Here is a 25,159-nt window from a genome sequence, read left to right as displayed (position 1 = left end):
TTCCTCTACATAAAAGAATTTGAAAATGTAGAGCACTTTAAAATAGAATTAGAAAAATATATAGATTATTATAATACGAAACGGATTAAGGCAAAATTAAAAATGAGCCCGGTACAATACCGGACTCACTTTTATCAAGCTGCCTAATGAAATAACCGTGTCTAACTTTTAGGGGTCACTTCATAAATCCGTACTCTTTTTACTTTTATTGTGTGAATAATTGTCGTTTTTGTATACATCAATTTAATATATGTGTAGTTGTGTGATTTAAATGTTGCATATTCTTTTTAAATTAGAAAGATGAAAAGTAAGTTTTTTCGGAAAATTTAAATAGAAACTATTGACTTTATGATTGGATTTTTAATACAATGATACTTCGACTGAAAAATTAGAACGGACAGGAGGGAATCGTCGAAATGAGCAACATATTTGAAGATGAGTTACAAAAAATGAAGGATACTTTGCATACGATGGATGAGCAATTGGATAAGCTTGAAAAAATCCCAGTTTATTATGGAGAAGATTTTAAGGAGCAAATTCTTGAAAGTATGAGAGAGTCTAATAGACAAAATTTACGTATTGGTGTGCAAGAGCCGTACTTTGGAAGGTTAGATTTTCAGGAAGATGGTAAAGAAGCAGCTATGCCGATTTATATTGGAAAAGTAGGGGTTTCGGATATGGACACGATGAAACCAATCATTATTGATTGGAGAGCACCTGTCGCAAGTATGTTTTATTCATTTACCGGTGGAGAAGAATTAGCATTTTATCAATCACCAGATGGGTTAGTAGAAGGTGATGTGTATTTAAAACGAAACATTTCTATTCGAAAAAGAGAACTTGAACGTGTCGTTGATACATATGTAAAAGGAAATGAAGATGTATCACATGCCGATGATTTTCTTCTATATCGATTAGGTGAGAATAAAGATAATAAACTAAAGGATATTGTTTCAACGATTCAATCGGAACAAAATGATATTATTCGTGCGGAAAGAAACTTGCCATTATTAATTCAAGGGGTTGCAGGGAGCGGAAAGACAACAATTGCTTTACATCGCCTTGCTTTTTTGATTTATGAATATCGTGAGCAGCTAGAAGCTGAGAGAATGATCGTATTTGCGCCGAATAGTCTGTTTTTAGACTATATTTCGAGTGTACTTCCTGAATTAGGTGTAGGGAATATTAGTCAAACAACGTTTCCGGATTGGGCATTACGTACGTTAGATGATTCAGTGAAACTAAAGCAGACAGAAGAAAAATTGAAAGAAGCATTTTCAATTAATCGTGATGAAGAAAAGGTTATGCTCGGTAAATTGAAAGGTACACTGGAATTTAAGTTCTTTATTGAAGAGAGAATGATTCAATTTGAAAATGAATTAATACCAACAAGTGATTTTGAGGCATGGGACAAAGCTATTATTCCAGTAGAAGACATAAAAAAATGGATGCAAGTTGAATATAAACATTATCCATTAAAGAAAAGAAGAGAAAGATTAGTCGGCCGAATGAAGCGCTGGATTGAAATTGAACTGAAAAAGTATGGAGAAACAAACGAGAAGAAATTATTAAAAAAAGAAGCGACAAAGAGATTGAACACTTATATGAAGTTTTGGCCGAAAATGAGCCCACTTTCACTATATAGTTCAATATTGAAAAGTAAAGAAATACTCGAAGTATTGCCTGAAGAACTTGTGAAAGAAACTGAAAAGAGTTGTCGTAAAAAAGAAGTGTATGTAGAAGATTTACCAGCTTTAATTTACATACATCACCGCATAACAGGTATTGAAATCGGACAGAAATTCCATCACGTCGTTATTGATGAAGCGCAAGATTTTCCACCATTCCAAGTTTATGTATTAAAAGAAATTACACTAGGTAATTCTTTTACTATATTAGGTGATTTATCTCAAGCAATTTATGATTATCAAGGAATTGAAGATTGGAGTGCTTTTAAAGAAGTATTCCAAGAAACAGGTTATTATGAACTGACGAGAAGTTATCGTTCTACAAAAGAAATTATAGAATTTGCGAACGAAATAATTAAAAATGCAGAGATTCCAGTTGGGCTCGCAACACCAGTTTTTCGCAGTGGTGAAGATGTTAAGGTAATCCATGCAGAAGATCAATTTAATGAGATTATGAAGACGTTAAAACATCTACAAAACGAAGATGTGAAAACCATTGCGGTAATAGGAAGAACAGACGATGAATGCCGCGATATATATGAGAAATTAACAAAAGCAGGATTGGCTGTAAACGTTATTGAAGCAGATCAAAGTAAATATGAAGGTGGTATTTCAGTAGTACCTGTCTATTTAGCGAAAGGTTTAGAATTTGATGCGGTGCTTTTAATTGATGTGGATGAAGAACATTACAAAAACACAAAACATGATGCAAAGTTACTATATGTCGGATGTACGAGATCACTTCATGATTTATGGATTTTCCATAGTGGGGAAGCGTCACCTTTAATTAAAGGATTAAAATAAAGTGAAACTATAATCAGTGGGGAGTTTTACTGCAAGCTAATGTGGGATAAATATAAAAAGAGGATTTTCTAGTACTGTATGAAAATCCTCTTTTTTATATTGAAATGGTAGATGTGTAAAATGACAATAAAGTTATTTAATTTTAAAACCTAAAACAAGTATAACCCCGCTCTAAATTTAGGACGGGGTTAAAACATAGTTATTTAATTTTCGATATAAGATACTTCACTGTACTTAAAAATATAACAATAAAGTCGTTTGAAAATCTAAGTTTTATTCAACAATATCGCCCATTGTTGAATAATGTTCAATTTTAAACGAATAAAGCCATTAATATTAAATTTTGATAGCTATCATCCAATTTTACACCCTTTGCTTTTCTACCCTCTTCAAAGAAGCCTAGATTCTTATATAACTGGATTGCACCTAGATTATCTTCCATTACCTCAAGACAAACTTTTTCAATCTTACTGTTATTTTTAGCCCAATTGATTAACGTTTCTAGAAGAGCTCTTCCAATACCATAATTTCGATATTCAGGTAGTATGGTCATCGCAAAAGCCCCTTGATGACTAATTTTTTCTTTGTTTCCGTTCTTAAAATCTATTGCACCGACTAACTTACCATCAACTTCAGCAATAAACTGTACATAATTTGGATTTTCATGATAAGCTTTTAACGTTTTTTGAATAGCATCGATACGCACCTTTTTTACATCCTCAACCGTACTTAGCGTGTATGGAGCGTTTATTAAAGCTTTTGAAGCAGAATCTAGTATTCTTTCTGCATCCTGTTCTTTAGCTTCTCTAATTATTACTGTTTTTCCATCCTTAGATTTATAAGTAAAAACATTAGTTGATAAGATACTACACACACCCTTTCGGAATATAATTAATTAAAATTTTTAACTGTTTCGCGATTCTTAAGTAAGAAAAAGTCGTATCACCTTTTTCTGCATTCGCTCTGCTTCAACTTAATAACGATTATTTCAAATGTTTCTAATTTTTACAATAATTTATTCCGTTATATAACCCGATTTTTGAATAACATGACTGGCGTTTTTTAAACAAATTCATTATCTCTGTACAAGATGAATTAACGACTTGAGCTGTTGTATAAATAATATACAATGACCTTTTCTAATTCCTTAGTTTGTCCTTTTTCCCGTATACGAACGGCATCTACTGGAATTTGTGTATGTTTTAACCAATCTAGAATAAGGTGTAGTTGTACTTGTATTTGACCAATGTGTAGCTTCTTTATGTTCTTATTCTGAATTCTATTAATTAATTGCAGCATATAGGGAAGTTTTTCTATACATTCGCTTAAATCTCCGCAATAACCTGAAGGGAATTCATTTGTACCAAATTCTAAAGTATTGATGTAATTAGAAACTAGGTATATCATGGCTTTTTGTTCGGTATAACCACCTAATTCAATCGCTTTTCGAAGGGATTTTTCTAAATCGTCTTCTTTATTGCTAGAGTCCATATAAATTCCTATCCATCTAAAAGGTCTTGAATCAATCGGATTGTTTTCTGTCCATCTATATAGAATATCAATTAGAAAACTATTTAGTGAGAAAGTTAAGACCTCATCTTTTTCGTTTAATGCATCTAAAATAGTAAACAGCGAAATGGCAAACTCTTCTTGATCTTTTGATTCCCATTTCTTTGCATTTGAAATAAATGTCTCTAAATGTTTATAAGCTAATTTTCGAAGTCCCGCTTCGCGATGCTGACAGTAACAAATAAAATCATGCCAATGTTCATTTGTATTCATATTTATAATAATGGTTTGTAATGCAGTATGAGGTTTATGTATTATAAGTCCCCCAATCTATTAAGAACGTGTTGAAAATTTAGTGTTATTATATCATTACATAAATTAAAAAGGGAGAGTTACTATGATTACAAAAGTAATTACGAAAAGTAATTGGGAAATCGCAAAAATAATTGGAGAAATTAATGAAGATTCACTTATAGAAGAGGGATTTATTCATTGTTCATTAGTAGATCAAGCTTTAAAAGTTGCAGAAAAATATTTCAAGCATGAAGAAGATGTTTTATTACTTACAATTGATCCAACCCTATTAAAAGCAGAAGTAAAATATGAACTTGCTTCTAACGGTCAAGAATATCCGCATGTTTACGGAGTAATTAATGTTGAGGCGATTGTAGAGGTTGTTCCATTGCATAAAGAAAACGGAGAGTTTATCCCGCATTAACAGACAGCTCGATTGGTGAGGGCTGATAATCAGTGGGGAATGAACCAAACCCCCACTGATTAAAAAAGATAAGTATGTTATATATGTTAGTGAGAAAAGCGCAAATCATATAGTTAGTGTATTTCATTATCCGTTTTTTTGTAAAAAATATTGTTTTTATCACACTAATACTGTACGATACATAGTATAAAACATATACTGTATGACATATAGTAATGGGAAAGAGGTGAGTGAATGGATGCTTTATTAAATTCGTTAATTACTGAACTAAGAAGAGGAACATTAACATTAGCGGTTTTAAGCCAGTTAAGAACACCGCAGTATGGGTATTCACTTGTCCAATTATTGGAGAAATCAGGGATCACAATCGATCAAAGTACTTTATATCCACTACTTCGCCGATTAGAAAAGCAAGAGCTAGTGACGAGTAGTTGGGATAAAACGGAGAGTAGACCGCGTAAGTATTACGTTTTAAGTGAATACGGATTAGAGATATTTTTGCAGTTAAAAAAGGAATGGATAAAGGATTCGAAGGAACTTTATAACTTATTAAAGGAGGAGGACAAGAATGAATTTAATTGATATTTATGTCGAGGAAGTAGCGAAGAGATTACCTGAAAAAAATCGTGAAGATATTATTCTTGAACTACGGTCAACAATCGAGGATATGTTACCGGATGATTATAATGAAGATGATGAAAAAAGAGTTCTTGAAAAATTGGGAAGTCCAGTTTCATTAGCTAATGGGTACTTGGATAGACCAATGCATTTAATTGGACCACGTTATTTTGATGTATATATGACATTATTAAAAATGATCTTACCAATCGCAGTTGTAATTGCGCTTATTTCAATGGTTGCAGAAAATTTTATTAGTTATAGTGGTGATCAGGCTGTATTAAATGTTATTTTAAAATTGATAGGTGAAGGCATTGGAAGAACGTTTGAAGTAGGTTTCCAAGTATTTTTCTGGCTGACAGTTGTGTTTGCTGTTATAGAAAGAATGGATAAAGAAAAGGACCCACAACCATTAACAACAAGTTTAAAAAAATGGACGCCAGATGATTTGAAAAATATTGCGTATATCCCGAAGAAAAAGGCGATCTCAAAGTTTGAAGTGTTTGGAGGTCTAATGTGGACGGCAATATGGGCTACACTTTACTTTTATGCGAATCATCTCGTTGGCGTATACAATGGTACGGAAAATGGACTGAAGTTTGTCTCGCCAACTTTTAATCAAGATGTTTTACTGCAGTACTGGCCAATCGTTGTAATTATGATCGTTTTTGAAATAGGTATATCCCTTTATAAATTAGTGCAAGGAAAATGGACGCAAAGATTGGCGATTGGAAATGCTATTCTTCAAGTAGCTGGGACGATAGTATTCATTGTAATTGTAGTAAATCCACATTTATTTAACACAGGATTTATTACGTATTTGGCAAATGCATTTACTATTTCCACAGAGGAGTTTAAAACGTGGCTCATTGGGGGAGGAATTTTCTTCTATACGTTATCTGCTGCAATAAATATATTTGATGGTTTCCGAAAAGCTAGTATTCGTACGTAGATAAAAATCGGAAATTTCGGTAAAATAAAACTATTAAAAAGATAGTGAAATAAGATGAACATGATGAAAGGAAGAAAACAATGATAAGGGAAGCAACGAAAAGAGATTTAGCATACATTTTAGATATTTATAACGATGCGATACTTTATACAACAGCTGTATATGCGTATAAACCTGTAACCCTTGAAAATAGAATAGATTGGTATGAACAAAAAAAGGCCGAAGGGTATCCAATTTTCATATACGAATTAGATAATAAAGTAGTAGGATTTGCGACATTCGGCCCATTTAGAGCGTGGCCTGCTTATAAATATTCAGTTGAACATTCTGTGTATGTAGATAAGACATATAGAAAAAATGGCATTGGGTCTTTATTCATGAAAGAATTAATTAAAATTGGGAAGGAACGAGAGTATATGACCTTAATTGCTGGAATTGATGCAGAGAATGAGAAAAGTATTGCCTTGCATCAAAACTATGGATTTGTTCATGCAGGGACAATAAAAAAAGCTGGTTATAAGTTTAATAAATGGCTAGATTTAGCTTTTTATCAGCTGGAGCTTAACGGTCCTGAAAATCCTATAGAAGAATAAATATTTTTCGGTAGCAAGAAAAAATTCATGCTACCTTTTTCTTATTTTAATAGCTGATGAAAAGGTTTTTTATATTCAATATTGAATTATTAGAAGTTAATATAACGATATGAAAAGAGGGATGGAAATGGAAACTGTCATAAATAAAATAAAAGAGGTACAATCTAATTATGTGGGAATGGAAATTTATTCTACAAAAAACAATCGTATAGTTGCTTCATATAATAGTGAATTAAATATTCCGTTAGCATCAGCAGCAAAATTAGTTATTGGATTTGTAGTAGCACAAATGGTGAAGGAAAATAAACATAATTGGAATGATATACTTCATCACATTAAATTTAATCCGCATGAAGATAGTACGCAGTTATATCCGCATTTACAAGGAAGAACTTCTTTAACACTTAGTCAAGCGGTCGAGGTAATGATAGCTTGTCATGATAGTTACGTTGCACAGTCAGTTGTAATGCACTGTGGTGGATGGGATGCTGTGAAAATGTATGTACAAACGTACTTTTCAAAAATTCATATACAAGAGAATGCTAGAGATGAGAAAAATATTGGAGACTTAAATGAAGTTCTTGCCCTTTTGATACAAACCTTTCAAGGTTATAAATCAGAACCAGAATTATGGGAACCAATTATTAGTGGCATGGTAAGACAACAAGGAGAGTATGAAGAAATCCCATATTATCATTTAGCTCATATGACAGGTGGATTGCTCACAGCTACAATAAATATTGGTATAATAGGAATGTTTAACGAATTTCCGCTTCTTTATGTGATTGGGGGAAAAGATTTACCGAATCGACGTGAAAATAAAGAGGTAGATGAAGCTTTTGCAGTAGTTTTAAAGTACATATACAAAGAATATAGTGAAAACATGCTAGGAGTGAGCGGTTGAAAAGAAACTTAAAGACTTCAACAATCATTATTTTAATTTTAACGATTATTGCTCTTGAAGTTGGAATCGCACTATATAATCACAATTTGTCATTAGATACAATTTACTTTGCAGCAATCCTTATTTGTATTGTATTGCTTTTTGGTACACGTGTTTCTGAAGGGAAAGAAAGTAAATCGAAACGAGGGCGAAGAAAAACAGCTCTTATATTTTGGCCATCTATTTTATTGTCTATCACTTGTTTCGCAGTTATAAGTTACATAAGGATAGGCTATGTCTCTGTACCAGGGATAATTGGCTTTTCATGCTTTGTTACATATGGTGGATTCGTATGTATTAGTATTTTAAAGAGAAAAAATAAAATGTAGCTTACTAAGCTGAAAGGAAGCAATATATATGAAACATATAAAGAACGGTACACGCACTGAAGGAGAATATATTAAAAATAAAGTTATTCAATATAATATGTCCATCTTAACAGATGAGGCAAGACAGACGATGGAAGAAGTAAGCCTCGTAGTAAAAAATGAAGAAGGAAAAATTTTTGGTGGCGTAACAGGTACAATGTATTTTTATCACCTTCATATCGACTTTTTATGGGTTGATGAATCAGTTCGTCATGACGGTTATGGTAGCCAACTTTTACATGAAATTGAAGGTATTGCGAAGGAAAAAGGGTGTAGATTAATATTGCTAGATTCATTTAGTTTCCAAGCACCAGAATTTTATAAAAAGCACGGTTACAGGGAGTATGGTGTCGTTGAAGATCACCCGAAAGGTCATAGTCAGCACTTTTTTGAAAAGAGATTATAAAGTGAAACTTTAATCAGTGGGGGTTTTACGGGTAGCCGGATCCCACCAAACTTCTTTGCTTTTGCTGAATTTTGAGGTGGGGTCTTACTGCACGGCAAATAGCGGGATAATAATATTATGTATATTGGTTGATGGGAGAAAGCATATGTACACGTATAAATTGCAACAAGAACAACCAGTCTGTGCAGAAAAAATAAAAAAACTTTATGATTCTGTCGGTTGGTGGCCAGAAAGAAAAGAAGTCGATATTGAAATAATGTTAAAGAATAGTATAGCAATTGGAGTATGGGAAGAAAATGAATTAATTGGATTTGCTAGAGTCGTTTCTGATGGTGTTTTTCGAGCATACATTGAAGATGTTGTCATACATGAGAGTGTAAGAAATAAAGGTATTGGAGAGAAGATGCTTACAATATTACTTCGAGAAATATCTCATATTGATATTGTTAGTCTATTTTGCGGAGAGAAGCTAATAAAGTTTTATGGTGAGCAACAATTTCAAGCAACGAAGCAAATTGTGATGCATCGTAATCAAACAGGGAAAGAATAAGAGGTGCCAATTAAAATGAATGCAACAAGAGCGTACTGTTTATCGAAAAGAAAAGCGACAGAAGATTCTCCAGATGGTTGGAGTGCAACATGTATGAGGCTTAATAATAAAATATTTGCGATAGTAAATCATGAAGAAGGTGAAAAAGCTGCGATTACATTGAAGTGTGATCCAGAAGTCGCATTAAGAATAAGAGAAGATTATCCAGAAACAATTATTCCAGGGTATCATATGAATAAAAAACATTGGAATACCGTTTATATTCGTAAGGGTATAGAACAGGAGCAAATAAATAAAATGATTGATTGGTCGTATGATTTAGTACTACAATCATTTTCAAAGAAAAAGCAGCAGGAGTTAATGAATTAATATGTATTAGGAGTGTGTGTAATGAAAGATTCGATTAAAGATACGTATGATAAATTAGCGAGTACATATAAAGAAAATCTAGATTTCGCAAATCCATATAACAGTTATTATGAAAGACCGGCGATGATGGAGCTTATTCCAAAGGAACTAGAAGGAAAAAAGATACTAGATGCTGGATGTGCAGCTGGATGGTATACTTCTCAATTCATAGGAAGAAGAGCAAATGTTACAGCAATTGATATAAGTCCTGAAATGGTAAAAGCAGCAAAAGAAAATATAGGAGAAGAAGCAACGTTCCTTTGTCATGATCTGCAAGAAACATTGCCATTTGAAGATAGTACGTATGATGTGATTGTAAGTTCGTTAACTCTTCATTACTTAGAAAATTGGAATCAAGTATTTCAAGAATTTCGTCGTGTACTGAAGCCAGGTGGAGAACTTATTTATTCTATTCATCATCCTTTTATGGATTTCACAAAGTTTCCATGTGAAAATTATTTTGAAAAACAGTTATTAATAGATACTTGGGTTAAACCGAATATTACTATTGAAGTCAAGTTTTTCAGAAGGTCACTACAAGACATAATAAATGAAACTACAAATTATTTTGTATTAGAAGAGATAGTGGAACCGAAGGCAGTTGAAAAGATGAAAGAAGTAGACGAAAAATCATATTATTATCTAAATATGAATCCACATTTTCTTATCATAAAAGCAACTAATAAATAGCTAGTAAAATAACTTTATTTTACTAGCTATTTACAGTTATACATTATATATTAGGAGACTTTAAAATGAATACGAAACGAAATAGAGTATTATATGCACTATTTACTATAGTTGTTATTATTTTAGGTCTTAGCTCAAGGAAGTTTTCTTTTGCACTACCACATCTATTAAATGATTACTTAGGCGATGCTTTATGGGCATTAATGATTTTCACTGGCTTTGGATTTTTGTTTCTTAAAACAGAGACGAAGAAGTTGTCTTTTATTAGTTTAATGTTTTGCTACGGGATTGAAGTGAGCCAATTGTATCATGCTGAATGGATAGATAGCATGCGTGCAACGACTTTGGGTGGACTCGTGTTGGGATACGGTTTTTTGTGGAGTGATTTAGTGGCTTATACAATTGGTGTTGGAGTGGGAATACTGTGTGAGGTTATTTTTCGGAAGAAATAAGAATTGTAAAAGGAGTATTTGTAAATGGAACAAGCACTGGAAATTGCAAAGTTTTGGTTTCAAAATGAACATGTCACAGCTACTATAATGCAACCAAAAGTAGCGAAGGTTATATGCAAGAATAAAGAGTATATTTTAAAGAGAACGGGATCGATAGACCAACTTCTAGTTGAATTCGATGTTTTGGATCAACTGTATGAAAAGGGAATTAAAGTACAGAGAGTAGTAAAGACAGAAAATGATGAACAATATGTATTATATAAAGAAAAATATTATTGCTTATATGAGTATGTTGCCGGAAGTGTTTTAGAAATAAAAGATACGGATAAGCTGGAAAGGCTAGCAAGTACAATTGGAGAAGAAATAGCTAATCTGCACAAAGCATTACATTCGGTGAATAGTGATCATGAGTTAATAAAAAGAAATTTATATAAGACGGTATTTGAATGGGCTATACCAATTTTAGAAAAGAATGAGTATGTTCATCGAGAGGTAATTCAAAAGATGGAGCGAATGCACACAGATTTCAAGGAAACGGTCCATCCATTACCGAGACAAATTATTCATCGTGATATGCATCTATCAAATGTAATCTTTAAAGATGATAAACTGGAAGGGTTTATAGATTTCGAGATTTTAGAAAATAATGTAAAAATATTTGATGTATGTTATTGCTGTACAAGTGTATTAAGCGAGCTATTTAGTGATGAAAGATTAAGAGGAAAATGGTTACATATCGTTAGCAAAGTCTTTGAAGGTTATTATAAACAAAATGATTTAACGAAAGAAGAACTAAAAGCTATTTGGTATGTTATGCTTTCAATTCAAATTATCTTTATTGCTTATTTTGTCCAGTTACCAGATTTATTAAAGTTAAATGAAGAAATGTTCTTCTGGATCTTTGCTAATAAGGAAGATATTGAAGAAGTTATAGAAGGTATCGTAAAGGTATGAAAAAAATAATATTAATTGGTTCTGGTGGTTCAGGAAAATCTACACTAGCAAGACAGTTAGGAAATAAATTAAATATTAAGGTGCATCATCTTGATGTATTATTTTGGAAACCGAATTGGGAAGGTGCTCCGAGAGAAGAACAAATAACAGTTCAAAATAACTTAATTAAAGATGAGAAGTGGATTATTGATGGGAATTATGGCGGGACGATGGGTATCAGACTGAATGCAGCTGATACAATTATTTCCCTTGATATTCATAGAACAATTTGTATTTATCGTGCTTTTAAAAGAATTGTAAAATACCGAAATAAAACAAGACCAGATATGGGCGCGGGATGTGAAGAAAGATTTGATTTGCAATTTTTTAAATGGATATGGGAATATCCTAATGCTAAACGACCTACAATTTTAAAAGAGTTAGAGCAATTGCCCGAAGAGAAAAAGGTTATTGTTTTAAAATCTCCAAATGAGGTTCGGAAATTTTTAGAGCACATATAATAATAGAATGTAACACAAAAATTCTTTGTGGATCTTACCGATTAGTTTAATAAAACTAATCGTTTTTTATTATGAAAAATTTAACGCTTTTTGAAAATTGTATTTTGTAATGAGTATATGACTATAAGTTCATATAAAATGAACGTTTGGAGGAATAGAAAATGACTAACGATTTAATTCAACTAATCGATTCATTAATGGTCAATATTCCAGCTGGAGAGGTAGTATTAAGAGATGATCGAATAAAAAAAGAATGGCTAGTACAAATTCAACCATTTCTTCTTGCAAAGTATGCTGTAACAATGGAACTATATGATGCTATTACAAATAGTACATTAAATAATTTTGAAAAAAATCATAAACCAGTTGTAAATATTTCATGGAACGATGCCATTGCGTTTTGTAATGTACTTTCAAAAATAGCGGGATTAAAAGAATATTATTCTATTAGTGATGTTGGTCAAATTGTGAAATGTAATTTAGATTCGAATGGCTACCGATTACCATCTGAGACAGAGTGGCAATATGCATGTAAAGCAAGTACAACCGGATATACATACGGGAAACTTCTTGATATAGCGTGGTATAATGAAAATTCAAATGGACAAATTCATGACGTTGGCCAAAAGGAACCGAATGCATGGGGACTTTATGATATGCTAGGGAACGTTTGGGAATGGTGCTATGATTTGTATGATGAAAAAGTATACGGATCATACCGCATTTTTCGTGGAGGTAGTTGGGCGGAGGCAGCGAGAGGTTGCGGCGCTACTTGTCGTCGCCGAAGCCATCCCACATTTCATATAGAAGATCTCGGTTTTAGACTTGCTAGGTCAATTTAGCAGGAATATGATACGAACAACAAAGAAAAGAGTATGGAGAGAATCCATACTCTTGCTAACATAGAAATGATTTAACGTAAGGAGTGTTTATAATGGCGCGTGTTTTATGTATTAACGCTGGATCAGAAGGACATATAAATCCAACTTTACCGGTTGTAGAAGAATTGATTTCTCGCGGTGAAGAGGTCGTTTATTTCTCAATAGAAGCTTTCAGGGAGCGGATTGAAAAGACAGGTGCTACTGTACGAACGATTGATGATCAAAAATTTATAAAAGCGTTTCTATCTGGAGGCAGAAATTATTTACAGGAAAGAATAAACGGTCTTCTACATACAGCGGATATTGTTATACCTAGTGTTCTAGAACAAATTGAAGGTGAACATTTTGATTACATAATTCATGATTCTATGTTTGGCTGTGGGCACTTAATTGCTCAAATTCTTAAACTGCCATCCATAAATTCATGTACATCTTTTGCGCAGGATGAAAAATCTTTTGAACAAATGTTAGGTCATCTGTCAAAAAATATTCCAGTAGAAATTCATGATAAAATACAGAATGATTTTCAAAACTTAACGAAGGGAATTGCTGAAAAATATGGTGTTGAAATAAAATCACAGTATGAAGTTTTCTGTAATCCTGCACCCCTTACTATTGTGTATACAATTAAGGAGTTCCAGCCTTTTGGTGATACGTTTGATGAAACATATAAATTTGTAGGACCATCTATCTCTGCACACGTGAAAAACAGAGACGTTGATTTTACTTCAATTGAAGAAAAAAGTCCGATTTATATTTCATTAGGTACTGTTTTTAATGAAGCGATTGACTTTTATAAACTGTGTATGAAGGCCTTTGAGAATAGTGAGCATACAATTGTTATGTCTATTGGTAATAAAACGAAAATAAGTGATCTAGGCGAAATTCCTAAAAACTTCATTGTGAAACACTATGTGCCTCAAACCGAACTGCTTACTTATACGAAACTATTTATTACACACGGCGGGATGAACAGTACGCATGAAGGACTATATAACGGGGTTCTGCTCGTTGTAATACCGCAAAGTGCAGATCAGCCAGCAATCGCAAAGCAAGTGGAGAGTCTTGGAGCAGGAGTTCAATTACATATGAATGAATTAACCGTGGAGAAATTGCGTGAAAGTGTGGAGTTAATTTTAAATAACCCTTCATATAAAGAGGCTGCTTTGAATTTGAAGGAATCATTCCGAACATCGGGTGGATATAAGGAAGCTGTTGATGAAATTTTTACATTTGTAGGTCAGTAATAAATATAAAGTTATACATGAAAAAAGTGTCTATATTAAATGATATAGACACTTTTCTGTTGTAAGAAGAGAAGAATTGTTTAAATGGAAAAAATGAAAATACTAAATGTGAATTTTGAGAACTAAGTCTACAATTTCTGCTGCACACTTTTATTTTATCCCGTATTAACCGACCGTAAAACCCCAACTAATTAAAGTTTTACTTTATGATTTCAGGATGTGGTTTTATATGTTAGTAATAATTTCACTGTTTCTGCACAACTTCTGCACATGCTTAGGCGAGTTCTATGTCATTATATATTCATAAAGTGAAATATTTCACAAGGAAAAAATATATTTTCACTGCGGTGTATGCATAATTAATACATACATCGGTACAAGTTTGTCTCTTGTTATTCTTTTACATCAAAGCCCACATTCCACTACAAAGTATAACAAGAAGGAGACATGAACATGAATAATCGATTTTTAAAACAACTACAAAACATGAAAATGAACAAAAAAAGTTTAGGAGCTGTAGCATTAACAGCTGGAATTATTAGTACGACACTTATTCCTCAAAATGCTTATGCGCACGGTTTTGTTGAAAAGCCCGGTAGCCGATCCGCTTTATGTAGTCCAACTTATGGTGCGCTAAATGTAAACTGCGGAAGTGTTATGTATGAACCACAAAGTTTAGAAGCTCCAAAAGGGTTCCCACAAGGTGGTCCAGTAGATGGACAAATTGCTTCAGCAGGCGGAAAATTTGGTGGTATTTTAGATCAACAAACAGCAAATCGTTGGTTTAAAAATACAATCACTGGTGGGGAAAATACATTTACTTGGAAGTATACTGCGCCTCACTTAACGAGTAAGTGGCATTACTATATTACTAAAAAAGGATGGAATCCAAATAAAGCGCTAACAAGAGCAGATTTTGAACCAATTGGAACTGTGCAACACGATGGTTCTGCAGCTTCAAATAATTTAACTCATAAAATTAATGTACCTACTGATCGTAGTGGATATCATGTGATTTTAGCAGTATGGGATGTAGCTGATACAGCAAATGCATTCTATAATGTAATTGATGTTAATCTTATTAATGATGTGAAACCAGACATAGAAGCGCCAAGTATTCCAAATGGACTTCAGACGAAAAAAGTAACAGCGAATAGTGTAGAACTAACATGGAACTCTTCTACGGATAATGTAGGGGTAAGAGGATATCAAATCTTCCGTAACGGAGAGATGATCGATACAATACTAGGCACTCATTTTATTGATAAGAAATTACAACCAAGCACAGAATACTCTTATACTGTAAAAGCAATTGACGCAGCTGGAAATGTATCGAAAGAAAGTACAGCGCTTACAGTAAAAACAACAGTTGCGACTCCTGATACAGAAGCACCAACACAACCAAAAGGATTACATAGTATGGGAACGACAGCATCAAGTGTGGATTTAATGTGGAGTCCATCTGACGATAACATTGGTGTAGACCATTATGATATTTATAGAGAAATAGAAGGATTAATGAAAAAGATTGCAACATCCAATACAACTTCTTATATGGATAAAAATCTGCTTGCTAATACTACTTATAAATATGTAGTGAAAGCTGTTGATGTAGCTGGAAATGAATCCGTACAGAGTGATATATTCACAATTACTACAAAAGATGAAAGCGCTTCATATGAAGCGTGGGATGCAAAAAAAGCATATAAAAAGGGAGATAGAGTTCTACACGAAGGAAAAGTATATGAAGCAGTCCAGAGTTATCAAGGAAATGGTGATCCAAACTGGATTTATGCATTATCATTATGGAAAACAGTGTAAGCTTTACCTAGGCATGAACTAAGAGATGATGGGCTTTGATGCAAAAGGGAATCTTGAGAATTCGCTTTTCTATTTATAAAAAAGACGACGTATTCAGCGTCGTCTTTTTTTCTAAATTTTACTTCCCTTCATTCAATGATGATAAGTCCCGTAATTAATTAAACTAAAGTGTTATTTTAATAAAATAGCGGGAAAAGGAGAGATTTATAGAAAAATCGTTGTGTATGATTCTAAAATGTTTTTGAAAATGTATGGAGTGAAATAAAAAGAACCCTTTGTAAAACGGGTTCTTTTGGTGCGTTAATCTATTAATTACAATCTTGATGATATTCATCACACGAATCTTTATTATCGTTACAGCAAATACAAAATGTTTTTTGCACAAATAAACTAACTATACTAGTAGGGCCTTCCTGTTTCGTAAAAGTAAGACTTTGAAAATCTTCAACTTGAAATATTTTTGTTTGAACAGGTTGTAATGTTGTAGTAATTGGGCGGCTAGATTTTCTTGTTAGAATAGTTACTTGAACGGGTGCACTCATCCCGACAACGAATAACTGAATTAATGTTTTATTATGATTGTTTGTGAAATCCTCAAATACAGTTTGTGGAGCGGTGGTTTCAAGGAAAACAGATAAAGGTATATTTCCATTTGCATTTTCTTCAGAACCAGTTATCGTATGAGTTTCAATAAAACAGTTATTTTTTTGATCGTTCGAATACGATTGGTTTTTATAATATTTTTTACCATCTTTATAAAAATAATTAGCCATAATTATTTTGCTCTCCTTTCTTTGGAATATCAATATATAGTATTAATTAAAAGGAAAGAGTGCTTGTACTAAAGAATAATATCCGCTCTTGAAAATAATTGAAAAAACAATTTGATATGCATACTATTTGAGAATGTTGTAGTTTCTAACTAAAAATAAGCACACATTAAAGTGTGCTCTAGATAAGAAAGGTAAGAATCTTATGAATGGAGAATCTCCATTCAATAGCATATGCTTGTCAAATTTTAAGGTGAAAACTTTTTAACAAGAAAGTTATTCAGAAAATTTTCCTGTGATGATAAAATTATATTTTTGATTTTAAATGTTTGGAATTATGGATGTCGAGATGGATTTTTAAAAAAATTATAGAAATTTAATTTTACTATAAATAAAGGAGCAGTTAGCCAAGTTTAACTAATCGATATATAGATATTATATTGAGTTATGTATTGTATTCGAGGAGGAATAAAGAATGTGTACGTATTGGGAAACGTATTTAGAGAATTCTCCGAGAAGCAAGAAAAAAATAAATGAGCCGTTAGCAAAAGCTAACGGCAAACAGGGATGTCATACTAGATGTATTTATAATATTAAAGAAATATTGATTTTTATTCAAATGGAGAGAAGTAGGCTATTAACATGGAGATGCATAAATTCATATCCTGTAAGTAGTAAATTAATGACGGGATAGATTGAAAATGGATGATCCGATTAAGGAGATAGTTGGTGCTTGGTTTGTTGCAGTAGGGACAATTATTGCTGCGGTTGGTAGTACACCTTTTAAAAAATTGAATGACGAATTAAGAAGAGATTTAAACGTATGGGGGAATGTATTACAGGCAACAGGGAACGGCCTAGAAGCTGATGGACAAGGGGAAATATCTCTTGAAAAAATCGGTAATGAAATCCAATCAATTGGTAATGTAACGGTTTTAACAGGACTCATTATAGAATTTGAAGATAATACACAAAAAAAAGTAGTGATTGCAGGGAATTGGATTCAAGCATTAGGTGGTATTACATCAATAGGTGGTGAATTAGAGGATAGTTCCGACATAGATGAATCGTATAACATTGTTGGGAATGTGTTACAAGCGACTGGAAATTCATTACAGGCAATAGGTGGAATAGATGAATTGAAAGCTAGTCGGGATAAAGTGGAAGAAATTTCGGAAGGAAATGAGGTGGATGGACAGATTATAGTGATTACGGGGAGCTGGATTCAAGCGGTTGGTTCAGTAGTTTCATTAATCGGTCAAATAAGAGAAGAAAGACAAGAGATTTTAGACAACAATTCATAGTGAGTTTAATAAAATATTCTTTTTAAAGTGAAAGCAAACAGAATATAGTGCGAATAGAAAACTAGAGAATGCCAATTTCATTAAGGGTGTTTTAAGACTATGTATGCTAGGTTCTTTGCTTTCAAGTTAAAAGTTCTTTCATTGGAATATTCACTAAAGAGACTTTCAAGTGAATAAGATACAGAGAGGTGACTATATGAATAAACAATATAGTCACCTTTCTATTATGATAACATTTTCGTCATAAGTATATGTGGAATGCTATCTTCCATGAATATATCAGAAGAAGTTTGATAGCCTAATTTTTTATAAAATCCTTCAGCTTGTGTTTGACCGTGTAGCTTCACTTTTGTAACTTGTTCGTTACGAGCAATTTCTTCTAACGTTTGAATGATAACTTTACCTAATCCGTATGTACGATAATCTTTTAAAATACAAATACGTTCTAATTTTCCGACACCATCAACAAATCGTATACGCCCTGTGCCTACAGGAAACTCATGATAATAAACTAAAATATGTTTACATTGCTCTCCGATTTCATCGAATATATCGAATTCATCTGCAAGAGGGACACCTTGTTCTTTTACAAATACTTCTTTTCGAATGTGAAAGGCAGTTTCTAAATCAGTAAGTTCTGTTATAAGTTTGGATTGCAAAATGTTCAGTCCTTTCTAGTGTAATCAGCTTGTGTTTTCATAGTATATCATAATAAAGTGCTATTAAGAGAAGATGAACATACTAAAAAGCCAACTTTAAAAAGTCAGCTTTTATTACAATTCCTTTATCCCATTTTTAGTGCCGATAATTGCTTTACTCGTCATACTTATAAACAATCCTGTTTCAACTACACCAGTAATCATTTTTAATTGGGTGTGTAAATGGGCAGGATTAGAAATATGATTAGAGAATATACAATCGATAATCATGTTATTGTTATCGGTTATATAGGTTTCATTATTTTTCAAACGTAATGTTGTTTGACACCCTAAAGACTGAATTTTATTTTCGGTTTGTTTCCATGAAAAAGGGATGATTTCAACAGGTAATGGAAAATTACCTAAATGTGTTACAAGTTTCGATTCATCAGCAATGATAATTAGTTCTTTAGAGGAAGAGGCAACGATTTTTTCACGAAGTAATGCACCACCACCGCCTTTTATAAGTTGTAAATTTGAATCAATTTCATCCGCTCCATCAATTGTAAAATCAAGACTTTGTACGTCGTTTAACGAAATTAGGGGGATATTTAGTTGCTGTGCTAATGCTTCAGTTTCCTTTGATGTCGGTACAGCTTGAAATGATAATCCTTCTTTTACATACTCACCTAATTTTTGTATTGTCCAATATACAGTAGAACCTGTACCAAGCCCAATCTTCATGCCATCATTTACAAAGTTAGCAGCATATTCGCCAGCGAGTTGTTTTAAATTCATCGCTTTACTCCGCCGGACGTGGCCCAGCATCAAGACTTGAATTTTCAACTGTAAGTACCGGACGAACGACTATATCTTTATGTACACGCATTTGACAAGATAATCGTAAATGATCTTCAATCCCTTTTTCCGTCATTGCATGTTTCTCATTCGCACTCGCTTCACAGAAATCACCTGCTAGTATTTCTACTCTACAAGTCGTGCAACGTGCATTCCCGCCGCAACGATGGAGAATGTTGACACCGCTATCTTCAATTGCTAATACTAACTTTGTTCCTTCTTTCACATCAAAAGTTCCCGCACCTTCAATTGTTAATTTTGGCAAATTTGTTCCTCCTCACGTAAAATTGTACATAACATATTTATGACCGCGAATTCTTGAACATAAACATTATTTTTTTATACCCCCGTAACTTTTTTAAATGTAGAATCGTTTATTAAGTAAGCGCTGAAAAGGAGTGGTTATTTTGTGCACAAAAGTAACTCATGTTTTAAAGAATCATATCGATATGAATCATTCAAATATAAATTTTTTAATTGAACAATATGGAGAGCTAAAAAGATACTGTACTTTTTTAACGAAAAACAAATGGGATGGGGAAGATCTCGCCCAAGAAACGGTGTGTAAAGTGCTTCAAAAATATAGAAATAAAGATATTTGTATGACACTCGTCTATAAAATAGCTAGAAATCGTTGGTTAGATCAGATGAAGTCTAAGTCTGTTCATGAAAAAATAAGAGAACAAATCACTGTTGAAGAACCACATGAGAACATTGCAGATTTGCATGAAATGGTAGGGAAAGTATTGTCTTCATTAAATGTACAGCAATCCGCAATTTTATTATTAAAAGATGTTTTTCAATATAGTATCGCTGATATTGCTAAATTGTGTTCTGTATCAGAAGGTGCAGTGAAAGCTTCTTTATTTCGGAGTAGAAATAGGCTGAAAACTGTAAGTGAAGAAGGGATCGAGATAGTCGAATTCACAGAGGATATTGAAGTTGTTGTAACGTCTATTCGTGAGGAAAGACCGGAATTGTTAACGAAACTTCTTCCGACAATAGATTTTACTAAGTTACCATCTAAACAGCCAGTCTTATTATTTAGTGTAAAAGAACCTTCTTCCTACAGTTGTATGCTTTGCGTTGCATAACAAGTATTGGGGGGATTTAAAATGAATGCAATTCCATATGTAGTAGAACAAACAAAATTAGGAGAACGTTCCTATGATATATATTCAAGGCTATTAAAAGACCGCATTATTATTATCGGTTCAGAAATTAATGATCAAGTAGCGAGTAGTGTCGTAGCTCAACTATTATTTTTAGAAGCAGAAGATGCAGAAAAAGATATATATTTATATATCAATAGCCCAGGAGGTTCAACGACAGCAGGTTTTGCAATATTAGATACGATGAATTTAATTAAACCAGATGTACAAACGCTATGCATGGGCTTTGCGGCATCATTTGGTGCATTGTTATTATTATCAGGAGCAAAAGGAAAACGGTTTGCGCTCCCTAACAGTGAAATTATGATTCATCAGCCGCTTGGTGGTGCACAGGGGCAAGCAACAGAAATTGAAATAACAGCAAAAAGGATATTAAAGTTAAAGCATGATATTAATAAAATGATTGCAGAAAAAACAGGCCAACCGATTGAAAGAGTAGCGCATGATACAGAAAGAGATTATTTTATGACCGCAGAAGAAGCTAAGGAATATGGAATTGTAGATGATGTTGTTACGAAAAAATAAGATGAAAAAGGCTAGAGGATATGTTAATTCTCTAGCCTTTTTATTAATCTTTTACCCATTCATCAACTAATGCTTGATTTTTTTTAATCCATTTTCGCGCAGCTTCTTCAGGATCTTTTGTTTTATTTAACATGACCATTAACGTACCAAGTTGTTCATCGGTCATTTTCCATTTATCAAAGTATTTTATAACATCTGGGTGATCTTTTTCGAAACCTTTACGAACGGAGTAATAAATGTCATCTTTTTCACCATATACTTTCTTAGGGTCTTTTAAATATTTTAAGTCAAATTCTGAAAAACCCCAATGCGGATTCCAAAGCGTAACAGCGATTGGTTTCTTTTTCGTATATGCTTTCTTTAATTCACTCATCATCGCAGCTTCTGAGGATTGGACAAGTTTTAGTTTTATATCATATTCTTTCATTGCTTTATTCGTTAAATTCATAAGACTACTACCAGGTTCGATACCGACAATTTTATTATCTAATTCATCTTTATGAGCATTTAAGTCTTCAATACTGTTAATATTTTTCACATAGGAAGGTACGACTAGACCAAGTCCAGTACCTTCGTACCATTTTGATTTTAAGACAATATCATCTTTATAACGATCGTTTAGCGGCTTATCCGTAACGGGTAGCCATACTTCTAAATTCGCATCAACATCACCACGAGCGACACCAGTCCAAATTGCGGCTTTTTCTAAATACATGAGCTCAACTTTGTAGCCTTTTTCTTCTAATAAAACTTTCCACATGTTTGCAGTTGCAATATTTTCTTTCCAACTTGTTACACCAAGTTTAATTTTTCCTTTCGAATTTGCATTTGTTGCATTACATGAAGTGAAAATCATAGTAATAAATAATGCAAGGCATATAAACCAAATTTTCTTTCGCATCGAAAACCTCCTAAGTAGTGTTTGCCTTATAAAATAAATGTATAAGTAAGCATTCTTATTATGAACGGAAACGAGAATTTTAAAGAAATCTTATGAATGTCATTTTTATGTAATATTTCTTTGCAAAATCGCAACACTATGTGAATAGATGGGTAGAAAAGGAGTAGTGACATGGATAATACAAAGGTGCGTGTTGAAAACGTAACAAAAGTATTCGGGAAACATCCGCAAAGAGCCCTTTCTTTATTAAAAGAGGGGAAAAGCAAATCGGAAATTTTAAAAGAGACAGGAATGAACGTTGGTGTAAAAAAAGCAACGTTTGAGGTATACTCTGGAGAAATTTTCGTTATTATGGGTTTGTCTGGTAGCGGGAAATCTACGCTAGTTCGTATGTTAAATCAATTGATTAAACCAACTGCAGGTCATATATACATAGATGGTGAAGACATCGCAACGATGGGAAAAGAAGAGTTACGGAGAGTAAGAAGAACGAAAATGAGTATGGTATTTCAGAAGTTCGCTCTATTTCCGCATCGTACGGTTATACAAAATGTTGCATATGGTTTAGAAATACAAGGGGTTTCGGTAGAAGAGCGAGAGAAAAAAGCGTTAGAATCGCTACAGTTAGTAGGACTCGATCATCATAAAGATAATTATCCAAGTCAACTTAGTGGTGGTATGCAGCAGCGCGTTGGAATCGCAAGAGCACTAACGAATAATCCAGATGTATTACTAATGGACGAGTCATTCAGTGCATTAGATCCACTTATTCGAAAAGAAATGCAAGATGAATTGTTAGAGTTACAAGATAAAATGGAAAAAACGATTATATTTATTACACATGATTTAGATGAAGCGCTTCGAATTGGGGATCGTATCGCATTAATGAAAGATGGAGAAATTGTCCAAATTGGAACGCCAGAAGAAATTATGATGAGCCCCGCTAATGAATTCGTAGAAAAGTTTGTTGCGGATGTGAATTTAGGAAAAGTAATTACAGCGGAATCTATATTAAAACGACCAGAAACTTTATTAATTGATCGTGGACCACGTGTAGCCCTTCAAATTATGAGGAATGCAGGTGTTTCAACTGTATATGTTGTCAATAAAAAGTATGAGTTTTTAGGTATATTAACCGCGGATGATGCGAGTAAAGCAGTTCAAAAACAATGGCCGATTGCTGATTTATTACTTAATGATATTCCGCATGTGTATTTAGATACTTTACTGGAAGAGACATATGCAAAAATGGCGGAGATGAAATATCCGTTACCAGTAATCGATGAGAAGAAAAGGCTAAGAGGAATTATTAAACGTGAAAGTGTCATTCAAGCTCTTGCAGGAAACATTGAGGAAGAGGTGAAAGACGATGAATAATATACCACGTATTCCTTTAGGAGAATGGGTCGACTCATTTGTTGCAAGTTTATATGAGCACCTTGAAGGCATATTCCGAGGGTTCTCTTATATTATCGGCGGATTCGTTGATTTACTCACTAATTTTTTAACAATAATACCGGCCATATTGATGATTATTATCCTTTGTTTCCTCATTTGGTACACAACGAGAAAAGTATCATTAATTATTTTTACACTAATCGGCTTATTGTTTATTTTAAATATTAACTACTGGGCACAAACGATGCAAACATTAGCACTCGTACTTACGTCTGTTATTATTTCAATTATTGTCGGAATTCCAATTGGAATATTAGCATCTCAAAATGAACGTTTTTCAAAATTTTTAAAACCAACATTAGATTTTATGCAAACAATGCCGGCATTCGTATACCTCATTCCAGCGATTACATTTTTCGGAGTTGGTGTAGTACCTGGAATTATTGCATCGGTAATCTTTGCAATGCCACCTACAATTCGTTTTACTGACTTAGGAATTAGACAAGTTCCAGAAGATTTAATTGAAGCAGCGAATGCATTTGGATCCACAGCATCACAAAAACTATTTAAAGTACAATTACCACTTGCAACCGGAACGATTATGGCTGGTGTGAACCAAAGCATTATGCTTTCGTTATCAATGGTTGTAACAGCGTCACTTGTAGGAGCTCCTGGGCTTGGAGTTGATGTATATCGCTCGGTAACACAAGTTAATATCGGAATGGGATTTGAAGCTGGATTAGCTATCGTAGTAATCGCAATTATATTAGACCGAATTACACAAGGGTTCCATACGAAAAGAAAATAATGACCAAAAAACACACTTTTATAATACAAAGTGTGTTTTTTATTGCATCCAGTTTACTTACGAACGATAACAGAACCTCCAGCTGGTGCACAAACTTGATTTTGCTGTTGTTCCATGGATTTAATTAATTGATTATTTTCTTCGATTAATGAGATTAATTTAGCTAACTGACTTTCAAGGCTAGCGATGCGCTGCATCATATATTGTGAATCATGATGCAATGTAGTCCTTACAGGATGGGGGAATAAACATACTGTTGATTTATATTTGGATTCCAATGAGGATGCATTTGAATCTTTCCTCCTTCAATAAATTACGGATCTTTCTTATAGTAAATGCCTATATATATTTAATGGTTACTTGAAATTTTTTCATTATAAAAGGAGTATGTACAGAAAATGGAAAATATTATATGTGAAGTTAAAGTGCATTTTTTGAAAAGATTCAAGCGAGATAGTGCGTATATTAATACATTTAAGTGAGTGCATGTTGTTTAGGGAGAAATGATGGGAGGAGATGCAATTTTGGCTAAAAATAAAAAAAGAAATGATGCTTTGGCAATAGGTGTCGGTATAGGGGTTGTAATCGGTGTATTTCAAGGGCACTTTACAAATAATTTAGTAATCGGAATTGTGATTGGGATTATAATTGGGATTGCGTTTTTGAAGAAATAATGAGGTGTA

32 protein-coding genes and 1 pseudogene are annotated in these 25,159 nt (G+C 33.2%); 25 read left to right on the top strand and 8 right to left on the bottom strand.

The window, feature by feature from the left end; all coding sequences use genetic code 11:
• A partial coding sequence (locus MR167_RS01030; RefSeq protein ID WP_212125246.1) for an IS3 family transposase occupies window positions 1-147 on the top strand: 147 nt, incomplete at its 5' end.
• Window positions 148-416: 269 nt separating this feature from the next.
• Window positions 417-2,492: a HelD family protein gene (locus tag MR167_RS01025; RefSeq protein ID WP_000065164.1), complete on the top strand. Its 2,076-nt coding sequence runs from the start codon at window positions 417-419 to the stop codon at window positions 2,490-2,492.
• Between the two features lie 313 nt (window positions 2,493-2,805).
• On the opposite strand, the gene MR167_RS01020 is transcribed toward MR167_RS01025, so the two are convergent.
• Window positions 2,806-3,366: a GNAT family N-acetyltransferase gene (locus MR167_RS01020; protein ID WP_000337120.1), complete on the bottom strand. Its 561-nt coding sequence runs from the start codon at window positions 3,364-3,366 to the stop codon at window positions 2,806-2,808.
• A gap of 221 nt (window positions 3,367-3,587) precedes the next feature.
• Entirely contained in the window at window positions 3,588-4,274 is a 687-nt protein-coding gene (locus MR167_RS01015; protein WP_001095278.1) for a hypothetical protein, read from the bottom strand.
• 124 nt (window positions 4,275-4,398) lie between these two features.
• Here MR167_RS01015 and MR167_RS01010 point away from each other — a divergent pair, with 124 nt between their 5' ends.
• The 16 genes from MR167_RS01010 to MR167_RS00935 all read left to right on the top strand — a co-directional run bounded on the left by MR167_RS01010 (window position 4,399) and on the right by MR167_RS00935 (window position 16,102).
• Window positions 4,399-4,719, top strand: coding sequence for a DUF952 domain-containing protein (locus tag MR167_RS01010; RefSeq protein WP_086398322.1), 321 nt, complete (start codon window positions 4,399-4,401; stop codon window positions 4,717-4,719).
• Window positions 4,720-4,953: 234 nt separating this feature from the next.
• Window positions 4,954-5,301 carry a PadR family transcriptional regulator gene (locus MR167_RS01005; RefSeq protein ID WP_000339347.1) on the top strand — a complete coding sequence of 116 codons (348 nt, stop codon included), beginning with the start codon at window positions 4,954-4,956 and terminating at the stop codon, window positions 5,299-5,301.
• Window positions 5,288-6,289: an HAAS signaling domain-containing protein gene (locus MR167_RS01000; protein ID WP_106082116.1), complete on the top strand. Its 1,002-nt coding sequence runs from the start codon at window positions 5,288-5,290 to the stop codon at window positions 6,287-6,289. The genes MR167_RS01005 and MR167_RS01000 overlap by 14 nt, the downstream gene beginning before the upstream one ends.
• Before the next feature lie 80 nt (window positions 6,290-6,369).
• Window positions 6,370-6,882 carry a GNAT family N-acetyltransferase gene (locus MR167_RS00995; RefSeq protein ID WP_106082115.1) on the top strand — a complete coding sequence of 171 codons (513 nt, stop codon included), beginning with the start codon at window positions 6,370-6,372 and terminating at the stop codon, window positions 6,880-6,882.
• A gap of 127 nt (window positions 6,883-7,009) precedes the next feature.
• Window positions 7,010-7,786 (top strand): serine hydrolase, encoded by a 777-nt coding sequence (locus tag MR167_RS00990; protein WP_000450757.1) that lies wholly within the window; start codon window positions 7,010-7,012, stop codon window positions 7,784-7,786.
• Window positions 7,783-8,154, top strand: a complete 372-nt coding sequence (locus MR167_RS00985) for a hypothetical protein (protein WP_242313701.1) — start codon at window positions 7,783-7,785, stop codon at window positions 8,152-8,154. Before MR167_RS00990 ends, MR167_RS00985 begins: the two co-directional genes overlap by 4 nt.
• 28 nt (window positions 8,155-8,182) lie before the next feature.
• A complete protein-coding gene (locus MR167_RS00980; RefSeq protein ID WP_000680538.1) occupies window positions 8,183-8,599 on the top strand; it encodes a GNAT family N-acetyltransferase in 417 nt (138 codons plus the stop codon).
• Window positions 8,600-8,744: 145 nt separating this feature from the next.
• The gene (locus tag MR167_RS00975) at window positions 8,745-9,149 is read left to right on the top strand and encodes a GNAT family N-acetyltransferase (protein WP_000288980.1); all 405 of its coding nucleotides are present in this window, start codon (window positions 8,745-8,747) and stop codon (window positions 9,147-9,149) included.
• Between the two features lie 15 nt (window positions 9,150-9,164).
• A complete protein-coding gene (locus MR167_RS00970) occupies window positions 9,165-9,518 on the top strand; it encodes an MmcQ/YjbR family DNA-binding protein (RefSeq protein ID WP_000994625.1) in 354 nt (117 codons plus the stop codon).
• Between the two features lie 21 nt (window positions 9,519-9,539).
• A complete protein-coding gene (locus MR167_RS00965) occupies window positions 9,540-10,247 on the top strand; it encodes a class I SAM-dependent methyltransferase (protein ID WP_000655260.1) in 708 nt (235 codons plus the stop codon).
• A gap of 65 nt (window positions 10,248-10,312) precedes the next feature.
• Window positions 10,313-10,699 carry a ribosomal maturation YjgA family protein gene (locus MR167_RS00960; protein WP_001093452.1) on the top strand — a complete coding sequence of 129 codons (387 nt, stop codon included), beginning with the start codon at window positions 10,313-10,315 and terminating at the stop codon, window positions 10,697-10,699.
• 24 nt (window positions 10,700-10,723) lie between these two features.
• The gene (locus MR167_RS00955; RefSeq protein WP_106082113.1) at window positions 10,724-11,653 is read left to right on the top strand and encodes a phosphotransferase enzyme family protein; all 930 of its coding nucleotides are present in this window, start codon (window positions 10,724-10,726) and stop codon (window positions 11,651-11,653) included.
• Window positions 11,650-12,153: a DNA topology modulation protein gene (locus MR167_RS00950; RefSeq protein WP_242313700.1), complete on the top strand. Its 504-nt coding sequence runs from the start codon at window positions 11,650-11,652 to the stop codon at window positions 12,151-12,153. The genes MR167_RS00955 and MR167_RS00950 overlap by 4 nt, the downstream gene beginning before the upstream one ends.
• Window positions 12,154-12,314: 161 nt before the next feature.
• Window positions 12,315-12,995 (top strand): formylglycine-generating enzyme family protein, encoded by a 681-nt coding sequence (locus MR167_RS00945; RefSeq protein WP_242313698.1) that lies wholly within the window; start codon window positions 12,315-12,317, stop codon window positions 12,993-12,995.
• A gap of 92 nt (window positions 12,996-13,087) precedes the next feature.
• The gene (locus tag MR167_RS00940) at window positions 13,088-14,281 is read left to right on the top strand and encodes a macrolide family glycosyltransferase (protein ID WP_106082111.1); all 1,194 of its coding nucleotides are present in this window, start codon (window positions 13,088-13,090) and stop codon (window positions 14,279-14,281) included.
• Window positions 14,282-14,734: 453 nt separating this feature from the next.
• Window positions 14,735-16,102, top strand: a complete 1,368-nt coding sequence (locus MR167_RS00935) for a lytic polysaccharide monooxygenase (protein ID WP_106082110.1) — start codon at window positions 14,735-14,737, stop codon at window positions 16,100-16,102.
• 308 nt (window positions 16,103-16,410) lie between these two features.
• Here MR167_RS00935 and MR167_RS00930 read toward each other — a convergent pair whose 3' ends face one another.
• Complete coding sequence (locus MR167_RS00930) at window positions 16,411-16,875, bottom strand: hypothetical protein (protein ID WP_000024965.1); 465 nt, start codon at window positions 16,873-16,875, stop codon at window positions 16,411-16,413.
• 472 nt (window positions 16,876-17,347) lie between these two features.
• Here MR167_RS00930 and MR167_RS00925 point away from each other — a divergent pair, with 472 nt between their 5' ends.
• Both MR167_RS00925 and MR167_RS00920 read left to right on the top strand, forming a co-directional pair.
• Entirely contained in the window at window positions 17,348-17,566 is a 219-nt protein-coding gene (locus MR167_RS00925) for a hypothetical protein (protein ID WP_000337734.1), read from the top strand.
• A 7-nt stretch (window positions 17,567-17,573) separates the two neighbouring features.
• Window positions 17,574-18,176, top strand: a complete 603-nt coding sequence (locus MR167_RS00920; protein ID WP_242313697.1) for a DUF6944 family repetitive protein — start codon at window positions 17,574-17,576, stop codon at window positions 18,174-18,176.
• 224 nt (window positions 18,177-18,400) lie between these two features.
• On the opposite strand, the gene MR167_RS00915 is transcribed toward MR167_RS00920, so the two are convergent.
• From MR167_RS00915 to MR167_RS00905, 3 genes are all read right to left on the bottom strand, one after another.
• On the bottom strand, window positions 18,401-18,835 hold the full coding sequence (locus MR167_RS00915) for a GNAT family N-acetyltransferase (protein WP_001190875.1): 435 nt from the start codon (window positions 18,833-18,835) through the stop codon (window positions 18,401-18,403).
• A 114-nt stretch (window positions 18,836-18,949) separates the two neighbouring features.
• A complete protein-coding gene (gene rpiA, locus MR167_RS00910; protein ID WP_106082109.1) occupies window positions 18,950-19,612 on the bottom strand; it encodes a ribose 5-phosphate isomerase A in 663 nt (220 codons plus the stop codon).
• Window positions 19,613-19,616: 4 nt separating this feature from the next.
• A complete protein-coding gene (locus MR167_RS00905) occupies window positions 19,617-19,937 on the bottom strand; it encodes a 2Fe-2S iron-sulfur cluster-binding protein (protein ID WP_001125391.1) in 321 nt (106 codons plus the stop codon).
• 142 nt (window positions 19,938-20,079) lie between these two features.
• On the opposite strand from MR167_RS00905, the gene MR167_RS00900 reads away from it, so the two are divergent.
• Together MR167_RS00900 and clpP are read left to right on the top strand one after the other, a co-directional pair.
• Window positions 20,080-20,766 (top strand): RNA polymerase subunit sigma-70, encoded by a 687-nt coding sequence (locus MR167_RS00900; RefSeq protein ID WP_000337517.1) that lies wholly within the window; start codon window positions 20,080-20,082, stop codon window positions 20,764-20,766.
• A gap of 21 nt (window positions 20,767-20,787) precedes the next feature.
• Window positions 20,788-21,369 (top strand): ATP-dependent Clp endopeptidase proteolytic subunit ClpP, encoded by a 582-nt coding sequence (clpP, locus tag MR167_RS00895; protein ID WP_000991620.1) that lies wholly within the window; start codon window positions 20,788-20,790, stop codon window positions 21,367-21,369.
• 43 nt (window positions 21,370-21,412) lie between these two features.
• Here clpP and MR167_RS00890 read toward each other — a convergent pair whose 3' ends face one another.
• On the bottom strand, window positions 21,413-22,270 hold the full coding sequence (locus MR167_RS00890) for a glycine betaine ABC transporter substrate-binding protein (RefSeq protein ID WP_001227626.1): 858 nt from the start codon (window positions 22,268-22,270) through the stop codon (window positions 21,413-21,415).
• Between the two features lie 171 nt (window positions 22,271-22,441).
• On the opposite strand from MR167_RS00890, the gene MR167_RS00885 reads away from it, so the two are divergent.
• A complete protein-coding gene (locus tag MR167_RS00885) occupies window positions 22,442-23,647 on the top strand; it encodes a quaternary amine ABC transporter ATP-binding protein (RefSeq protein WP_000370608.1) in 1,206 nt (401 codons plus the stop codon).
• Window positions 23,640-24,476 (top strand): ABC transporter permease, encoded by an 837-nt coding sequence (locus MR167_RS00880; protein ID WP_001059837.1) that lies wholly within the window; start codon window positions 23,640-23,642, stop codon window positions 24,474-24,476. The genes MR167_RS00885 and MR167_RS00880 overlap by 8 nt, the downstream gene beginning before the upstream one ends.
• Before the next feature lie 53 nt (window positions 24,477-24,529).
• Here the strand turns inward: MR167_RS00880 and MR167_RS00875 are convergent.
• Window positions 24,530-24,765: pseudogene (locus MR167_RS00875) on the bottom strand (hypothetical protein).
• Between the two features lie 217 nt (window positions 24,766-24,982).
• On the opposite strand from MR167_RS00875, the gene MR167_RS00870 reads away from it, so the two are divergent.
• Window positions 24,983-25,150, top strand: coding sequence for a glycine zipper domain-containing protein (locus MR167_RS00870; RefSeq protein WP_000508401.1), 168 nt, complete (start codon window positions 24,983-24,985; stop codon window positions 25,148-25,150).
• Window positions 25,151-25,159 lie beyond the last annotated feature (9 nt).

Source organism: Bacillus cereus group sp. BfR-BA-01355, assembly GCF_022663675.1.
Classification (GTDB): Bacteria; Bacillota; Bacilli; order Bacillales; family Bacillaceae_G; genus Bacillus_A; species Bacillus_A thuringiensis_S.
The sequence above is the reverse complement of the archived record's forward strand: the minus strand, read 5'-3'. Positions and strand labels throughout refer to the sequence as shown.

Excerpts from the sequence above, each read along its gene's own strand:
- MR167_RS00980 (WP_000680538.1), top strand. The coding sequence starts at position 8,183 with ATGAAACATATAAAGAACGGTACACGCACTGAAGGAGAATATATTAAA.
- MR167_RS00920 (WP_242313697.1), top strand. The coding sequence starts at position 17,574 with ATGGATGATCCGATTAAGGAGATAGTTGGTGCTTGGTTTGTTGCAGTA.
- MR167_RS00940 (WP_106082111.1), top strand. The coding sequence starts at position 13,088 with ATGGCGCGTGTTTTATGTATTAACGCTGGATCAGAAGGACATATAAAT.
- MR167_RS01025 (WP_000065164.1), top strand. The coding sequence starts at position 417 with ATGAGCAACATATTTGAAGATGAGTTACAAAAAATGAAGGATACTTTG.
- clpP (WP_000991620.1), top strand. The coding sequence starts at position 20,788 with ATGAATGCAATTCCATATGTAGTAGAACAAACAAAATTAGGAGAACGT.
- MR167_RS00890 (WP_001227626.1), bottom strand. The coding sequence starts at position 22,270 with ATGCGAAAGAAAATTTGGTTTATATGCCTTGCATTATTTATTACTATG.
- MR167_RS01005 (WP_000339347.1), top strand. The coding sequence starts at position 4,954 with ATGGATGCTTTATTAAATTCGTTAATTACTGAACTAAGAAGAGGAACA.
- MR167_RS00955 (WP_106082113.1), top strand. The coding sequence starts at position 10,724 with ATGGAACAAGCACTGGAAATTGCAAAGTTTTGGTTTCAAAATGAACAT.
- MR167_RS00950 (WP_242313700.1), top strand. The coding sequence starts at position 11,650 with ATGAAAAAAATAATATTAATTGGTTCTGGTGGTTCAGGAAAATCTACA.
- MR167_RS00965 (WP_000655260.1), top strand. The coding sequence starts at position 9,540 with ATGAAAGATTCGATTAAAGATACGTATGATAAATTAGCGAGTACATAT.
- MR167_RS00925 (WP_000337734.1), top strand. The coding sequence starts at position 17,348 with ATGTGTACGTATTGGGAAACGTATTTAGAGAATTCTCCGAGAAGCAAG.
- MR167_RS00990 (WP_000450757.1), top strand. The coding sequence starts at position 7,010 with ATGGAAACTGTCATAAATAAAATAAAAGAGGTACAATCTAATTATGTG.
- MR167_RS00960 (WP_001093452.1), top strand. The coding sequence starts at position 10,313 with ATGAATACGAAACGAAATAGAGTATTATATGCACTATTTACTATAGTT.
- rpiA (WP_106082109.1), bottom strand. The coding sequence starts at position 19,612 with ATGAATTTAAAACAACTCGCTGGCGAATATGCTGCTAACTTTGTAAAT.
- MR167_RS00870 (WP_000508401.1), top strand. The coding sequence starts at position 24,983 with ATGGGAGGAGATGCAATTTTGGCTAAAAATAAAAAAAGAAATGATGCT.
- MR167_RS00975 (WP_000288980.1), top strand. The coding sequence starts at position 8,745 with ATGTACACGTATAAATTGCAACAAGAACAACCAGTCTGTGCAGAAAAA.
- MR167_RS00970 (WP_000994625.1), top strand. The coding sequence starts at position 9,165 with ATGAATGCAACAAGAGCGTACTGTTTATCGAAAAGAAAAGCGACAGAA.
- MR167_RS01000 (WP_106082116.1), top strand. The coding sequence starts at position 5,288 with ATGAATTTAATTGATATTTATGTCGAGGAAGTAGCGAAGAGATTACCT.
- MR167_RS00935 (WP_106082110.1), top strand. The coding sequence starts at position 14,735 with ATGAATAATCGATTTTTAAAACAACTACAAAACATGAAAATGAACAAA.
- MR167_RS00945 (WP_242313698.1), top strand. The coding sequence starts at position 12,315 with ATGACTAACGATTTAATTCAACTAATCGATTCATTAATGGTCAATATT.
- MR167_RS00995 (WP_106082115.1), top strand. The coding sequence starts at position 6,370 with ATGATAAGGGAAGCAACGAAAAGAGATTTAGCATACATTTTAGATATT.
- MR167_RS00930 (WP_000024965.1), bottom strand. The coding sequence starts at position 16,875 with ATGGCTAATTATTTTTATAAAGATGGTAAAAAATATTATAAAAACCAA.
- MR167_RS01010 (WP_086398322.1), top strand. The coding sequence starts at position 4,399 with ATGATTACAAAAGTAATTACGAAAAGTAATTGGGAAATCGCAAAAATA.
- MR167_RS00880 (WP_001059837.1), top strand. The coding sequence starts at position 23,640 with ATGAATAATATACCACGTATTCCTTTAGGAGAATGGGTCGACTCATTT.
- MR167_RS00885 (WP_000370608.1), top strand. The coding sequence starts at position 22,442 with ATGGATAATACAAAGGTGCGTGTTGAAAACGTAACAAAAGTATTCGGG.
- MR167_RS01015 (WP_001095278.1), bottom strand. The coding sequence starts at position 4,274 with ATGAATACAAATGAACATTGGCATGATTTTATTTGTTACTGTCAGCAT.